Origin of the sequence: Microbacterium sp. LWO14-1.2 (genome assembly GCF_038397715.1) — a bacterium.
In the GTDB taxonomy this organism is placed as follows: domain Bacteria; phylum Actinomycetota; class Actinomycetes; order Actinomycetales; family Microbacteriaceae; genus Microbacterium.
The window spans coordinates 3,285,676-3,300,653 of the sequence record NZ_CP151633.1 but is presented as its reverse complement, the minus strand read 5'-3'; the positions used below and the strand labels follow the sequence as shown (position 1 = coordinate 3,300,653).

The following is a 14,978-nucleotide window of genomic DNA, read 5'->3' as shown; positions in this document are numbered from 1 at the left end:
CCGGAGCTTTCAGGCAGTCCTCAATAGAATCTTGACGTGACGACCAATCAGCAGGCCGACCCCCTCATCGGGCGGCTTGTCGACGGTCGGTACCGGGTCCGCGCTCGGATCGCCCGCGGCGGCATGGCCACCGTGTACGTCGCGACCGACCTCCGCCTGGAGCGTCGAATCGCCCTCAAGGTGATGCACGCGCACCTCAGCGACGACTCGTCCTTCCAGAGCCGGTTCATCCAGGAGGCACGGTCAGCTGCCCGTCTGGCCGACCCGCACGTCGTCAACGTCTTCGATCAGGGGCAGGACGGCGAGCTGGCATACCTGGTCATGGAGTACCTGCCGGGCATCACTCTGCGCGAGCTGCTTCGCGAGCAGAAGCGCCTCACGGTCCCGCAGACGGTCACCATCATGGATGCCGTGCTCGCGGGCCTCTCGGCCGCGCACCGCGCCGGCATCGTCCACCGCGACGTGAAGCCCGAGAACGTGCTCCTCGCGGAGGACGGACGCATCAAGATCGGCGACTTCGGTCTGGCCCGCGCCACCACCGCCAACACCGCGACCGGGCAGCAGCTGCTGGGAACCATCGCCTACCTGGCGCCGGAGCTGGTCACCCGCGGCACGGCCGACGCGCGCAGCGACATCTACGCGCTCGGGATCATGCTGTACGAGATGCTCGTCGGCGAGCAGCCGTACAAGGGCGAGCAGCCCATGCAGATCGCGTTCCAGCATGCGACAGAGTCGGTCCCCCGGCCGAGTGTGCGCAATCCGGCGGTCCCTGAGCAGCTCGACGAGCTGGTGCTGTGGGCGACGGAGAAGTCGCCGGACGAGCGACCGGACGACGCCCAGCAGATGCTCGAGCGCCTGCGCGAGATCGAGCGCGACCTGGGCATCGCGCCCGCCGTCGCTGCGGCGACCGCTCCACAGCGCTCGCAGGCGGATTCCGCCGAGCTCACCAAGATCATGCCGAGCACGATGGTGCTCACCGACCCGACGGCTCCGGCGCCGCAGGCCGTCGACAACGCCACCCTGCTGCGGCGGCGCTCCTCTCGTCGCCGTGCACGCGGCGCCCTGCTCCTCACCCTCGTGCTGCTGCTCGCCACCGTCGCGGGCGGTGTGGGGTGGTGGTTCGGCTCCGGCCCCGGCTCGCTCGTCGCCGTGCCCGACGTGGCGGGACTCTCCTACGACGACGCGGCGTCGGCTCTGACCGACGAGGGCTTCGTCCCGGTACGCGGTGAGGAGAACTCGATCGAGGTCGCGAGAGACCAGGCGATCCGCACCGACCCCGAAAAGGGTCAGCGTCTCGACAAGGGCGCCGAGGTCACGGTGATCATCTCGATCGGCCCGGCCAGCCACACCGCAGAGGCCCTCAACGGCAAGACCGAGCAGGAGGCCAGGGACTACCTCGGCGAGATCAGGGTCAACGTGGCCGAGCAGCCGCTGCTCCTCTTCTCCGACGCGGAAGCCGGCCGAGTCATCAACGCCTTCGTGACCCCGCGCGACGGCGGCGAGGTCTACAACTGCGGCGACGGATGCGACCTCCTCGAGGACGACTCCGTCGAGCTGTACGTCTCGGCCGGCCCGTTCCCCGACGTGAGCGGGATGTCGGTCGACCAGGCCACGACGACGCTCACCGACAAGCAGCTGCAGGTCTCCCCGGAGATCGTCTACGCGTTCAGCGAGAAGCTCCAGAAGGATCTCGTCATCGGGGTGTCCGACCGCGCGGAAGAGGGCAACTGGCGTCCCGGTGACACCGTGCAGCTCATCGTCTCGAAGGGGCCCGAGCTCTTCCCCGTGCCCGACGTCACGAACAAGACGCTCGTCGAGGCCAAGCGGATCATCGAGGGTGCGGGCTTCACCGCGACCTACGCCGCCTGGGGCGACCTGCCCGGCTTCGCCGATCTGGCGAAGGTCACGGCGCAGGATCCGGGGGCCGACAAGCAGCTCCCCCGCGGAGGGACCGTCAAGCTCTCCATCCAGCTCAGCGGCTGAACGGCATCCATCGTCCGCCGCAGACGACGAAGGCCCTCCCCGATCCGGGGAGGGCCTTCGGTCGTTATGGACGCTGTCGTCAGCGCTTCTCGAGCTCCTCGGCCACGAGGAACGCCAGCTCCAGCGACTGCATGTGGTTGAGACGCGGGTCGCACAGACTCTCGTAGCGAGTGGCGAGAGCGGCCTCGTCGATCTGCTCGGAGCCACCGAGGCACTCGGTGACGTCGTCGCCCGTGAGTTCGACGTGGATGCCGCCGGGGAACGTGCCGACCGCACGGTGCGCCTCGAAGAACCCGCGGACCTCGTCGACCACGTCGTCGAAGCGACGGGTCTTGTAGCCGGTGGGGGTCGTGATGCCGTTGCCGTGCATGGGGTCGGTGACCCAGAGCGGCTGCGCCCCGGAATCGCGGACGGCCTCGAGCAGCGGCGGCAGCGCGTCGCGGATCTTGCCCGCACCCATGCGCGTGATGAACGTCAGCCGGCCGGGCTCGCGGTTCGGGTCGAGCTTGTCGATGAGCGCGAGCGCCGTCTCGGGCGTGGTCGTGGGGCCGAGCTTCACACCGATGGGGTTGCGGATCTTCGAGAAGTAGTCGACGTGCGCCCCGTCGAGCTCGCGCGTGCGCTCGCCGATCCAGAGGAAGTGAGCCGACGTGTTGAACGGGGTGTCCGTGCGCGAGTCGATGCGGGTCATCGGACGCTCGTAGTCCATCAGCAGACCCTCGTGCCCGGTGAAGAACTCGACGCGCTTGAGCTCGTCGAAGTCGGCGCCGGCGGCCTCCATGAACTTGATGGCGCGGTCGATCTCGGCCGCCATGCGCTCGTAGCGCTGGTTGGCCGGGTTCTGCGCGAAGCCCTTGTTCCAGGAGTGCACCTCGCGCAGGTCGGCGAAGCCACCCTGCGTGAAGGCACGGATGAGGTTCAGGGTCGACGCGGCGGTGTGGTAGCCCTGGAGCAGACGGCCGGGGTCGGCCTGGCGCGAGCCCTCGGTGAAGTCGTAGCCGTTGACGATGTCGCCGCGGTAGGCGGGCAGAGTGACGTCGCCGCGGGTCTCGGTGTCGCTGGAGCGGGGCTTCGCGAACTGCCCCGCCATGCGTCCCATCTTCACAATCGGCATCGACGCGCCATAGGTCAGCACGACCGCCATCTGCAGGACCGTCTTGATGCGGTTGCGGATCTGGTCTGCGGTGGCGCCGGCGAACGTCTCGGCGCAGTCGCCGCCCTGGAGCAGGAACGCCTGTCCGGAGGCGGCGCGCGCGAGACGATCGCGGAGGTTGTCGACCTCGCCGGCGAACACCAGGGGCGGGAGCGCCGCGATCTGAGCGGAGACCTCGGCCACGCGCTCGGCGTCGGGCCACTGAGGCTGCTGCTTGATCGGGAGCGAACGCCACGCGTCGAGCGCGTCGATGTGGTGCTGGAGCATGGCTCCCAGCCTACTGGGCGCGGCGGGTCGCAGACGCCTCAGGAGCGTCGTGTGACGCGCACCGGCAGTCGGTCCTTCACGGTCGACGCGTAGACGTCGTCGTACTCCTGCTCGCCGAGTCGCTGCAGGGCGACCATGATCTCGTCCGTGACGGAGCGGAGGATGTAGCGATCGTTCTCCATGCCCGCGTAGCGCGAGAAATCCAGGGGCTCTCCGATGACGATGCCGACGCGCACGACGCGCGGCAGCCGCTGCCCGATCGGCATCGCGGTGTCGGTGTCGACCATGATGACGGGGATGACGGGCACCTTGGCCTCGAGCGCCATGCGAGCGAGACCGGTGCGGCCGCGGTAGAGCTTGCCGTCGGGGCTGCGCGTGCCCTCCGGGTAGATGCCGAGGAGGTCTCCGCCGCCGAGCACCTGCAGGCCGGTGTTGAGCGACGCCTCCGACGCCTTGCCGCCCGAGCGGTCGATCGGGATCTGGCCCGTCGCCTTCATGAAGAACTTCGTGGCCCACCCCTTGAGGCCGCGGCCCGTGAAGTAGTCGCTCTTGGCGAGGAACGACATCGACCGATCGATCATGAGGGGCAGGAAGATCGAGTCGGCGAACGACAGGTGATTGCTGGCGAGGATCGCCGCGCCGGTCCGGGGCACGTTGCCGCGCCCCACGATCCACGGACGGAACACCGCCTTGACCACGGGGCCGATCACGACGTACTTCATCAGCCAGTAGAACATCGATGTGCAGTCTAGCGCCGCGCGCCCGGTGCGCCAGCGTCGGGCTCTCGCGAGCGTCTGGAGGCGACTGAGTTCCACCCTTCGTGCGACCCGGTTCCATGCCCTAGACTCGGGAGCAACCCCGTGCCCGACCGGTACCGAAGGAGCTGCCGTGGTCCAGTTTGAAGTCCCCGCCGTCGTCCCCGCCGACCCCGACGCGAACATCTCAGATCTGCTGGTCGAGCGCGTCAAGGCCACCCCCGACCGTGCACTCTTCGCGGTCCCGGAGAACGGCGGATGGCGCGACATCTCCGCATCCGACTTCCAGTCAGCGGTGATCGCGCTGGCCAAGGGCTTCGTCGCCGCGGGCATCCAGCCCGGCGAGAAGGTGGGCTTCCTCGCCCGCACCACGTACGAATGGTCGCTCGTCGATTTCGCCCTCTTCTACGCGGGCGCGGTGATGGTGCCGATCTACGAGACGAGCTCCCCCGCCCAGATCCAGTGGATCCTCGAGGACTCCGGCGCCATCGCTCTGATCGTCGAGTCGCCGGAGCACTTCGCACGCGTCGACGAGGTCCGCGGCGATCTGCCGCTGCTGCGCGAGGTCTGGCAGCTGCACCTGGGAGCCATCGACACGCTCACCGCGCAGGGCGCATCCGTGACCGATGAGGAGATCGAGCGACTGCGCAGCATCGCCGTCAGCTCCGACATCGCCACCCTCATCTACACCTCCGGCTCCACCGGCCGTCCGAAGGGCTGCGTTCTCACGCACAGCAACTTCGTCGAGCTCGCCCGCAACTCCGCCAAGGCGCTCGACGAGGTCGTGCAGACGCCGGGCTCGTCGACCCTTCTGTTCATCACGACGGCGCACGTCTTCGCGCGGTTCATCTCCATCCTCAACGTGCACGCCGGCGTCCGCACGGGGCACCAGCCCGACACGCGTCAGCTGCTGCCGGCGCTCGGCTCGTTCAAGCCGACCTTCCTCCTCGCCGTGCCTCGCGTGTTCGAGAAGGTCTACAACTCCGCCGAGCAGAAGGCCGAAGCAGGGGGCAAGGGCAAGATCTTCCGCGCGGCCGCCGAGGTCGCGATCGAGCACTCGAAGTTGCTGGAGCAGGGCAAGAGCATCCCGTTCGGCATGCGACTCAAGTTCGCCCTCTTCAACAAGCTCGTCTACGGCAAGCTGCGCGAGGCCATGGGTGGCCGCGTCGTGTACGCCGTGTCCGGATCGGCGCCGCTCGGCTCGCGCCTCGGTCACTTCTTCCACAGCCTCGGCGTCGTGATCCTCGAGGGGTACGGCCTCACCGAGACCACCGCGCCGGCGACCGTGAACCTCGCCGACAAGTCGAAGATCGGCACGGTCGGCCCGGCCCTCCCCGGCGTCGGCGTGCGCCTCGCCGACGACGGCGAGATCGAGGTGCGCGGCATCAACGTCTTCCGCGAGTACTGGAACAACCCCGAGGCCACGGCCGAGGCCTTCAGCGAGGGCGGCTGGTTCCGCACCGGCGACATCGGCAGCTTCGACTCCGAGGGCTTCCTGACCATCACGGGGCGCAAGAAGGAGATCATCGTGACGGCCGGCGGCAAGAACGTCGCCCCGGCAGCGCTCGAGGACCCGATCCGCGCGAACCCGATCATCGGTCAGGTGGTCGTCGTCGGCGACCAGCGCCCGTTCATCTCGGCGCTCGTCACCCTCGACCCCGAGATGCTGCCGACCTGGCTCGCCAACAACGGCCTCGACAAGGACATGCCTCTCGCCGAGGCCGCGAAGAACGCGGCGGTCCGCGCAGAGGTGCAGAGCGCGGTGGATGCCGCGAACACCCGCGTCTCCCGCGCGGAGTCGATCCGCAAGTTCACGATTCTCGACAGCGAGTGGACGGAGGCATCGGGCCACCTGACGCCGAAGCTGTCGATCAAGCGCAACGTGATCATGAACGACTTCGCCGACGAGATCGCCGCGATCTACGACGAGCCCGTGTCGACCACCAACGTCGCCATCGGCGGCTGAGCCGCCGAGCCACCCCCTTCCGCCCGAACCCGCCCCCTGCGCACTGATCGCAGAGGGCGGGTTCGTTCGTGAGGGGGTGGCTCGGCGGGTGTCAGAACCAGGAGCTCTCGCGCACCTCGCGCATCGCCCGCTTGCGGGTCTCGGCGTCGAGCCGCGAGAGGTAGAGCTTGCCGTCGAGGTGGTCTGTCTCGTGCTGCAACGCCTGGGCGAGCAGCCCCTCGCCCTCGAGCACCACCGGCTCGCCGTCGAGGTCGATCCCCTCGACGCGCGCCCACGGGTGCCGCAGCGCATCGTGCCAGAGACCGGGCACCGACAGGCACCCCTCCCCCGTCGGCACAGGCTCGCCGCGGACCTCGGTCAGCACGGGATTGATGACGTACCCGATGTCGCCGTCGATGTTGTAGCTGAACGCGCGCAGCGCGACGCCGATCTGCGGCGCGGCCACACCGGCGCGACCAGGCAGCTCGACCGTGTCGACGAGGTCGGCGACGAGCGCTCGCACGCCGTCGTCGATCTGCTCGATCGGGGCGCACACCGCGCGGAGCACCGGGTCGCCGAACACGCGGATCTCACGGACCGTCATCAGGCCGCCTTCGCTCGAAGTCCTTCGACGAGCAGCGCCGCGATCTCCCGCGCCGCCTTCCTCGTCTCGGGCTGGAGGTTCGCGAACACGATCGGACCGCCGCCGGCGATCTGCGCGTCGTACGGCATGCGCACGACGTGCTTCGCCCGCGTACGGAAATGGCTCTCCAGCTCGTCGAGCCGCACCAGCGGGGCCCCGGGGTGCGACTGGTTGAGCACGACGACGGCATCCCTCGCCTGCTCGGCATAGCCGTTCGTCTCCAGCCAGGTCAGCGTCTCGGACGCGAGCCGCGCCTCGTCGACGCTGAGCCCGGACACGATGACGATCTGGTCGGCGAGGTCCAGCGTCGCCGACATCACCGAGTGGACGATCCCCGTGCCGGTATCGGTGAGCACGAGCGAGTAGTAGTGCGCGGCGACCTCGGCGACGTCGCGGTAATCGCTGTCGCTGAAGGCTTCCGCGATGCGGGGGTCGGAATCGGAGGCGAGCACGTCGAGGCGCGTCGCGTCGCGCGAGACGACCGCCGAGATGTCGTGGTACCCCTTGATGTCGTCGTGGATGCGCACGAGGTCTCGCACCGAGCGGTTGTGCTGCGGACGAACCACACGGTCGGCGAGCGTGCCACGGTCGGGATTCGCGTCGACGGCGATCACCCGGTCGTCCCTGGCGTCTGCCAAGGCCATGCCGAGCAGCGTCGTCAGGGTCGTCTTGCCCACCCCGCCCTTGCGCGACAGGACAGGCACGAAGCGCGCGCCACCTGCGAGGGGCGCTGCGATGCGCGTCGTGAGCGCCTTGCGCTCGCGCGCGCGTCGGCCGTCGCCGATGTTGATGCGGCGGCCGGAGATGGAGTACAGGAAGTGGCTCCAGGCGCCTTCGGGCTCGGGCTTCGTGACACGGTGCGGATCGAGCAGCCGGTCGGCCGTGAGCAGGTCAGCGCTCTCGCGCGAGGTGTCGCTCAGGTCGTCCAGGCGCTTGGCCGTCAGCTGCACCTCGGCTCGCGAGGCGCGCGCCGCGTGACGGGTCGGCACCGGCTTCTCGGGCTGCTCCACGACGGCATCCTCCTTCGATCGCACCGAGTCGTCTGCCCGGGTGCGGGTGCGGGTGTCGAGATCGGCCCGAGCGCGCGCGACGAATGCCGCCGCAGCGGCCGCCTCCGCCTCGTGGTCGGGCTCGGGTGCGGCATCCTCCGGGGTCTCGACGGGTGCCGGGGCGTCCGGTTCCGATGCCGCCGGGGCGTCGTCGCCGACCTCTGCGGTCTCGTCGGGGGTCTCCGTGCCGTCGGTCGCCGGGAGCAGCTCGGAATCCGCGGCCCCGTCCACCTCGGCGGACTCAGCGGCTTCGACGGTCTCCAGGGTCGCGTCGACCTCCGCGACCGGCTCCGGCTCCGCGATCAGTTCGGTCTCCCCGATCTCGGCGTCCTCGACGGTCACCTCATCCGGCTCGTCGCTGGGGTCGTCCGTCTCCGGCTCGTCCGACGAGTCCTCGTCCACGACGACCTCGTCGGCGTCGACGGCGGGGAGTTCCTCGTCAGCGGCTTCGAGTTCGGACTCGGACTCCGGCTCGACATCCGAGTCGACATCCGGGGCGACGTCCTCCTCGACCTCCGGGGCGACGTCCTCCTCGACCTCCACTGCGGCCTTCGGTGCGGGCACCTGCTCGGCGGGCAACTCGATGATCATCGGCGTCGAGAGCGACACCTCGGAGATCTCGGCTGCCGCCTTCGCGGCGGCCACGGGCTCGTCGACGATGAGGTCGGCGACGACCTCGCCCTCGACGACCCCGTCGTCTTCCAGGTCGTCGTCATCGTCCTTCGGCAGCTGGACGCTCACCTGGGCGGTATGTCCGAGGATGCCGATCCCCGTGGTGTCCAGGGATGCGGCGTCGTCGAGCACACCGCGGGATTCGTCGTCCGGCGGCTCTGCCACGTTCTTCGGGGTCACGTCGTCACTCCAAGCTCGGTCGGGCCTCGGGAGCGCTGCAGCGAGCGCGACCCTCGCCCGCACAAGATTAGTGCGCCGGACGGATGACGACCAAAAGGTCTCCCGCGTCGACCTGCTGCGTCTCGCCGATGGCGAGGCGCTCCACGACTCCGGCGACGGGGGCGGTGATGGCGGCCTCCATCTTCATAGCCTCGATCGACGCGACCGGTTCCCCGGCTGCCACCGACGCTCCGACCTCGGTCTTGAGCGTGACGACACCCGAGAACGGAGCAGCCACCTGACCGGGCACCGAGGTGTCGGCCTTCTCGACCTCGTGCGCGTCGACCACCACGGATCGATCGCGCACGAACACCGGGCGCAGCTGACCGTTGAGCGTCGTCATGACGGTGCGGATGCCGCGTTCGTCGGCGTCGCCGATCGCCTCGAGCCCGACGTACAGCTGCACGCCGCGGTCGATCTCGACAAGGTGCTCCTGCCCCTGCACGAGGCCGTAGAGGTAGTCGGCCGTGTCCAGCACCGAGAGATCGCCGAACAGCTCGCGCGTCTGCGCGAACTCCCTGGTCGGGGCAGGGAAGAGCAGCGTGTTGAGGCGCTCGCGCCGTTCGGCGCTCTCCCCGCCGAGGGCCCGCTCGTCGTCCGCGGAGATGTCGGTGAGGCCGGTCCGGACCGAGCGGCCGGCCAGTACCTTCGAGCGGAACGGCTCCGGCCATCCGCCCGGCAGGTCGCCGAGCTCCCCCGCCATGAAGCCGACGACCGAATCGGGTACGTCGTACTTCTCAGGGTTCGCCTCGAAGTCCGCCGGGTCGGCCTTCACGGCGGCGAGGTGCAGGGCGAGATCACCCACCACCTTCGACGACGGGGTGACCTTCGGCACGCGGCCGAGGATGCGGTCGGCTGCCGCGTACATGTCCTCGATCAGCTCGAAGTCGTCGGCGAGGCCGAGAGCCTTGGCCTGCTGGCGGAGGTTCGACAGCTGACCACCGGGGATCTCGTGGTGGTACACGCGCCCCGTGGGTCCGGGCAGGCCGGACTCGAACGGGGCGTACTGGCGCCGGACGGCCTCCCAATACGGCTCGAGGTCCGAGACCGCGGCGAGATCGATGCCGCTGTCCCGCTCGGTGTGGGCGAGGGCCGCGACGAGCGACGACAGCGACGGCTGACTCGTGGTGCCGGAGAGCGGAGCGGATGCCGCATCCACGGCATCCACGCCCGCGGCGCTCGCGGCGAGCAGGGTCGCGAGCTGTCCGCCGGGAGTGTCGTGAGTGTGCAGGTGCACGGGCTGGTCGAAGCGCTCTCGGAGCGCCGTGACGAGCTTCACCGCAGCGGCGGGACGCAGGAGACCGGCCATGTCCTTGATGGCGATGACGTGCGCGCCGGCATCGACGATCTGCTCCGCGAGGCGCAGGTAGTAGTCGAGCGTGTAGAGGTTCTCGGCGGGATTCAACAGGTCGCCCGTGTAGCACAGCGCGACCTCGGCGACGGCGGTGCCTGCGCCTCGCACGGCGTCGATCGCCGGCCGCATCTGACCGACGTCGTTCAGCGCGTCGAAGATGCGGAAGATGTCGATGCCGCTGGCCGCGGCCTCCTGCACGAACGCGTCGGTGACCGCCGCGGGGTACGGCGTGTACCCGACGGTGTTCCGCCCTCGCAGCAGCATCTGGATGGCGATGTTCGGCAGGGCGGCCCGCAGCGTGTCGAGGCGCTCCCACGGGTCCTCGCCGAGGAAGCGCAGCGCGACGTCGTAGGTCGCCCCTCCCCAGGCCTCGACCGAGAGCAGTCCCGGCGTCAGTCGCGCGAGGTAGGGGGCGGCGGCGGCGAGATCGCGGGTGCGGACGCGGGTGGCGAGCAGCGACTGGTGCGCATCGCGGAACGTCGTGTCGGTGATCGCGAGAGCGCTCTGCTCGCGCAGACTGCGCGCGAACCCCTCCGGTCCGAGCTCGAGCAGCCGCTGCCGGGAACCCGCGACCGGCTCCGTCGAGAGGTCGATCGCGGGGAGCTTGGCGCGCGGATCGATCACACCGGGATGTGTGCCGTGCGGCTTGTTGACCGTGACGTCGACGAGCCAGTTCAGGATCTTCGTGCCGCGGTCCTTGGACGCCCGCCCGCGCAGGAGTTCGGGTCGCTCGTCGATGAACGACGTGCTCACGTCACCCGCGATGAACGCCTGGTCGTCGAGCAGGGCCTGGAGGAAGGGGATGTTCGTGGAGACACCGCGGATGCGGAACTCGGCGAGAGCGCGACGCGCCCTCGCGACCGCCGCCGGGAAGTCCCGACCGCGGCAGGTGAGCTTCGCGAGCATCGAGTCGAAGTGCGGGCTGATCTGCGCGCCCTGGTGCACCGTACCGCCGTCGAGACGGATGCCTGCTCCGCCCGGCGAGCGGTAGGTGGTGATCTTGCCCGTGTCCGGCCGGAAGCCCTGAGTCGGGTCCTCGGTCGTGATGCGGCACTGCAGGGCGGCCCCACGCAGGTGCAGGTCCTGCTGCTGCAGGCCGAGGTCGGCGAGGCTCTGTCCCGCCGCGATGCGCATCTGGCTCTGCACGAGGTCGACGTCGGTCACCTCCTCGGTGACCGTGTGCTCGACCTGGATGCGGGGGTTCATCTCGATGAAGACGACCTCGCCCGAGCGCTCCCCCGCCGTCTCCAGCAGGAACTCGACGGTGCCGGCGTTCTCGTAGCCGATCGATCGGGCGAACGCCACGGCGTAGCCGTGCAGCGCGGTGCGCACGTCGTCGTCGAGGTTCGGGGCGGGCGCGATCTCGACGACCTTCTGGTGTCGGCGCTGCACCGAGCAGTCGCGCTCGAACAGGTGAACGGTCTCTCCGGTCTTGTCGGCGAGGATCTGCACCTCGATGTGCCGCGGCCGCACGACGGCCTGCTCGAGGAACATCCGCGGGTCGCCGAAGGCGCTCTGCGCCTCCCGCATCGCCTCGGCCAGCGCGGGCGCGAGCTCCGCTGCGGACTCGACGCGTCGCATTCCTCGACCGCCGCCGCCGGCGACGGCCTTCGCGAAGAGGGGGAATCCGATCCCCTCGGCCTGCGCGACGAGCGCGTCGACGTCGTCGGATGCCTCGGTCGACCGCAGCACGGGCACTCCCGCTTCGACGGCGTGCCGCTTGGCCTCGACCTTGTTGCCCGCCATCTCGAGCACGGATGCCGGCGGGCCGATGAACACGATCCCGTTCGCCGCCGCCTTCTCGGCGAGGTCGGGGTTCTCGGACAGGAACCCGTAGCCGGGGTAGATGGCGTCGGCGCCGGCCTCCTTGGCGACGCGGATGATCTCATCGACGTCGAGGTACGCCCGGACCGGATGCCCCCGCTCACCGATCTCGTAGGCCTCGTCGGCCTTCAGCCTGTGGACAGAGCCGCGGTCCTCGTGGGGGAAGACGGCCACCGTCCTCGCTCCGACCTCGACTGCCGCACGGAAGGCACGGATCGCGATCTCGCCGCGGTTCGCCACCAGGATCTTCTGGAACATGCACACCTCTGAGAGCTCGATGCGCGACGCAATCGGCGCGCATGGGGCGGGGCTGAGTGTGCACCCAGCCTAGGGGAAGGTAACGTGGAGTCCGTGCACGTACTCAGCGTCAGCTCTCTCAAAGGAGGCGTCGGCAAGACGACCGTGACACTCGGACTGGCCTCAGCGGCCTTCGCCCGCGGTGTCCGCACTCTCGTCGTCGACCTCGACCCCCAGTCGGATGTGTCCACCGGAATGGACATCCAGGTGGCCGGTCGGCTCAACATCGCCGACGTCCTGGCCAACCCCAAGGAGAAGGTGGTCCGTCAGGCGATCACCTCCAGCGGCTGGGCCAAGGTGCACCCCGGCACGATCGACGTGCTCATCGGCAGCCCGTCGGCCATCAACTTCGACGGTCCGCACCCGAGCGTCCGCGACGTCTGGAAGCTCGAGGAGGCGCTGGCCGCGGTCGAGGCCGACTACGACCTCGTCCTCATCGACTGCGCGCCGTCGCTCAACGCCCTGACGCGTACCGCGTGGGCCGCCAGCGACCGTGTCATGGTCGTCACCGAGCCCGGCCTGTTCTCCGTCGCCGCAGCCGACCGTGCGCTGCGCGCGATCGAGGAGATCCGCCGAGGCCTCTCCCCTCGCCTGCAGCCGCTCGGCATCGTCGTGAACCGCGTGCGCCCGCAGTCGATCGAGCACCAGTTCCGTATCAAGGAGCTGCGTGACATGTTCGGCCCGCTCGTCCTCTCGCCGCAGCTGCCGGAGCGCACGTCGCTGCAGCAGGCGCAGGGCGCGGCGAAGCCGCTGCACATCTGGCCGGGAGACTCCGCCCAGGAGCTCGCCGCCGACTTCGACCAGCTCCTCGACCGAATCATCCGCACCGGTCGTATCCCTGTCTCGGAGTCCGGCGCCCAGGCGTGAGCCGACGGCCCTGAGCCCTCTCCCTGCGCGAAACGCCCGCTCATCGAGCGGGCGTTCTCCGTACGCGGTGCGGTTCCGACTGGTCCAGCGATCCCGACGGGATCAGGCCGAGCGCTTGGCGCGACGGGCGCTGAGCTCGTCGACGGGGTCCGGCGCGGTCGGGTCGAACTCGACCAGGGTCGACTCCACCTCGCGCAGCACCTTGCCGACGGCGATGCCGAAGACGCCCTGTCCCCGACTCACGAGGTCGATGACCTCGTCGTTCGACGTGCACAGGTAGACCGAGGCGCCGTCGCTCATGAGAGTGGTGCCGGCGAGGTCGCGGATGCCGGCACGGCGCAGTTCGTCGACGGCGGTGCGGATCTGCTGCAGGGAGATGCCGGTGTCGAGCAGGCTCTTGACGAGCTTCAGCACGAGGATGTCGCGGAAGCCGTACAGGCGCTGCGAGCCCGAGCCGCTCGCGCCGCGCACGGTGGGCTCGACGAGCTCGGTGCGGGCCCAGTAGTCGAGCTGACGGTAGGTGATGCCGGCGGCACGGGCGGCGACCGCACCGCGGTAGCCGACCTCGTCGTCCATCGCCGGCAGGCCGTCGGTGAAGAGGAGTTCGGTCACGAACCGCGGGTCGTCTGCACGCTCGTCCGCATTCATCTGAATTCCTCTCTGGAGCCGTTACCTCCACGGTAGAGCAGGCCCCCGGCAGCGGCAACGACATCCGCGACACCTCGAAGGTGTGTCGCAATCAGTTCGTTACGAAAGCAGTTTCGCGATCGCTTCCTTCACGAAGTGCGACCGCACCTCGTCGATCTTGGCTGCCAGATTCGGCGCCATCTCCCCCGCCTTGCCACGGGATGCGGCATCGGTACGACGCAGCAGAGCCGACAGCGCCGACTCGATGAGCGCGACCTCGCGGTCGGCGCTCTGCCGCAGCGAGCGGAGGTGACGCGGTTCGATGCCGTGCCGGTCGAGAGCGACGAGACCGCGCATCAGCGCGACGGTCGACTCGGGATAGGTCTCCTGCGCGGTGACGACGCCGGTGCTGATCGCGTCGTTGAGCAGCTGCGGCCCGGCTCCTGCCGCGGACAGCAGCTCATCGCGGCGGTACCGACGCGGAGTCGGCGCGATGGACGGCGGGGCCGTGAGCGCGGCATCCCCTCCCGCCTCCGCCTCGTCGAGCTGCTCGCGGATCACGCTGAGCGGGAGGTAGTGATCGCGCTGGAGCGTGAGGCCGAGGCGCAGACGCTCGATGTCGGCCTGTGAGAACTTGCGGTAGCCGGACTCGGTCCGCGACGGGGTGACGATGCCCTGGACCTCGAGGAAGCGCAGCTTGCTCGACGTCAGGTCGGGGAACTCCGGCGTGAGCCTCGCGAGCACCTGACCGATGCTCAGAAGGCCCGCGGACGCCGAGCGTTCACGGGCGGGGGAAGCCGCCATCAGGCGTTCGCCGCGACTCGATCGACCGGGGAGACGAAGAAGTTCAGCCGGAACTTGCCGACACGCAGCTCCGAGCCGTCGACGAGGACGCTGCGGTCGACCCGCTCGCCGTTCACGTACGTGCCGTTGAGCGACCGCTGGTCGATGATCTCGAAGGTCGACCCGCTGCGGGTGATCTCCGCGTGACGCCGCGACACCGTCACGTCGTCGAAGAAGATGTCGGCCTCCGGGTGGCGCCCGACGGTCGTCACGTCGGTGTCGAGGAGGTAGCGGGCGCCGGCGAGGGCGCCCGAACGGACGAGGAGGAGTGCCGAGCCCGCAGGAAGGGCCGCGATGGCGCCCTGCTCGACGTCGGTCAACTCCACGCCGAACGGCACGAACGAGAGGTCGGAGTCGTGCCCGAACGTCTGCGTCACGTCGTGCCTCTGCTCGCCGGAACGGTGGATCGCGGCGTCTCCGCCCGGTCGGCTTTCGCTGTCTGTCACTGTGCCCTCCTAAGCGTCCAGACTAACTGATCGG

Annotated in this window: 11 protein-coding genes; 3 read left to right on the top strand and 8 right to left on the bottom strand. The window is 69.6% G+C overall.

All coding sequences use genetic code 11. The features are described 5' to 3' along the window. Positions 1-36: 36 nt before the first annotated feature. Entirely contained in the window at positions 37-1,983 is a 1,947-nt protein-coding gene (gene pknB, locus MRBLWO14_RS15880) for a Stk1 family PASTA domain-containing Ser/Thr kinase (RefSeq protein ID WP_341934056.1), read from the top strand. 79 nt (positions 1,984-2,062) lie between these two features. On the opposite strand, the gene MRBLWO14_RS15875 is transcribed toward pknB, so the two are convergent. Continuing rightward, a complete protein-coding gene (locus MRBLWO14_RS15875; protein ID WP_251588837.1) occupies positions 2,063-3,403 on the bottom strand; it encodes a 3-deoxy-7-phosphoheptulonate synthase class II in 1,341 nt (446 codons plus the stop codon). 38 nt (positions 3,404-3,441) lie between these two features. Continuing rightward, positions 3,442-4,140 (bottom strand): lysophospholipid acyltransferase family protein, encoded by a 699-nt coding sequence (locus MRBLWO14_RS15870; RefSeq protein WP_341934055.1) that lies wholly within the window; start codon positions 4,138-4,140, stop codon positions 3,442-3,444. A 151-nt stretch (positions 4,141-4,291) separates the two neighbouring features. On the opposite strand from MRBLWO14_RS15870, the gene MRBLWO14_RS15865 reads away from it, so the two are divergent. After that, a complete protein-coding gene (locus MRBLWO14_RS15865) occupies positions 4,292-6,124 on the top strand; it encodes a long-chain fatty acid--CoA ligase (RefSeq protein WP_341934054.1) in 1,833 nt (610 codons plus the stop codon). A gap of 91 nt (positions 6,125-6,215) precedes the next feature. On the opposite strand, the gene def is transcribed toward MRBLWO14_RS15865, so the two are convergent. The 3 genes from def to MRBLWO14_RS15850 all read right to left on the bottom strand — a co-directional run bounded on the left by def (position 6,216) and on the right by MRBLWO14_RS15850 (position 12,122). Then, entirely contained in the window at positions 6,216-6,707 is a 492-nt protein-coding gene (gene def / locus MRBLWO14_RS15860; RefSeq protein ID WP_341934053.1) for a peptide deformylase, read from the bottom strand. After that, the gene (locus MRBLWO14_RS15855; protein WP_341934052.1) at positions 6,707-8,647 is read right to left on the bottom strand and encodes an AAA family ATPase; all 1,941 of its coding nucleotides are present in this window, start codon (positions 8,645-8,647) and stop codon (positions 6,707-6,709) included. The genes def and MRBLWO14_RS15855 overlap by 1 nt, the downstream gene beginning before the upstream one ends. Before the next feature lie 67 nt (positions 8,648-8,714). Next, complete coding sequence (locus MRBLWO14_RS15850) at positions 8,715-12,122, bottom strand: pyruvate carboxylase (protein ID WP_341934051.1); 3,408 nt, start codon at positions 12,120-12,122, stop codon at positions 8,715-8,717. Positions 12,123-12,215: 93 nt separating this feature from the next. On the opposite strand from MRBLWO14_RS15850, the gene MRBLWO14_RS15845 reads away from it, so the two are divergent. Next, complete coding sequence (locus MRBLWO14_RS15845; RefSeq protein ID WP_341934050.1) at positions 12,216-13,028, top strand: ParA family protein; 813 nt, start codon at positions 12,216-12,218, stop codon at positions 13,026-13,028. Between the two features lie 102 nt (positions 13,029-13,130). Here MRBLWO14_RS15845 and MRBLWO14_RS15840 read toward each other — a convergent pair whose 3' ends face one another. The 3 genes from MRBLWO14_RS15840 to MRBLWO14_RS15830 form a co-directional block, all read right to left on the bottom strand. After that, positions 13,131-13,676, bottom strand: coding sequence for a MerR family transcriptional regulator (locus MRBLWO14_RS15840; RefSeq protein WP_096715689.1), 546 nt, complete (start codon positions 13,674-13,676; stop codon positions 13,131-13,133). Between the two features lie 99 nt (positions 13,677-13,775). Further along, complete coding sequence (locus MRBLWO14_RS15835) at positions 13,776-14,459, bottom strand: MerR family transcriptional regulator (protein WP_341934049.1); 684 nt, start codon at positions 14,457-14,459, stop codon at positions 13,776-13,778. Next, on the bottom strand, positions 14,459-14,944 hold the full coding sequence (locus MRBLWO14_RS15830) for an FHA domain-containing protein (protein WP_341934048.1): 486 nt from the start codon (positions 14,942-14,944) through the stop codon (positions 14,459-14,461). Before MRBLWO14_RS15830 ends, MRBLWO14_RS15835 begins: the two co-directional genes overlap by 1 nt. Positions 14,945-14,978 lie beyond the last annotated feature (34 nt).

Coding starts and splice junctions, on each gene's coding strand:
- MRBLWO14_RS15875 (WP_251588837.1), bottom strand. CDS start 3,403: ATGCTCCAGCACCACATCGACGCGCTCGACGCGTGGCGTTCGCTCCCG.
- MRBLWO14_RS15870 (WP_341934055.1), bottom strand. CDS start 4,140: ATGTTCTACTGGCTGATGAAGTACGTCGTGATCGGCCCCGTGGTCAAG.
- def (WP_341934053.1), bottom strand. CDS start 6,707: ATGACGGTCCGTGAGATCCGCGTGTTCGGCGACCCGGTGCTCCGCGCG.
- MRBLWO14_RS15850 (WP_341934051.1), bottom strand. CDS start 12,122: ATGTTCCAGAAGATCCTGGTGGCGAACCGCGGCGAGATCGCGATCCGT.
- MRBLWO14_RS15840 (WP_096715689.1), bottom strand. CDS start 13,676: ATGAATGCGGACGAGCGTGCAGACGACCCGCGGTTCGTGACCGAACTC.
- MRBLWO14_RS15835 (WP_341934049.1), bottom strand. CDS start 14,459: ATGGCGGCTTCCCCCGCCCGTGAACGCTCGGCGTCCGCGGGCCTTCTG.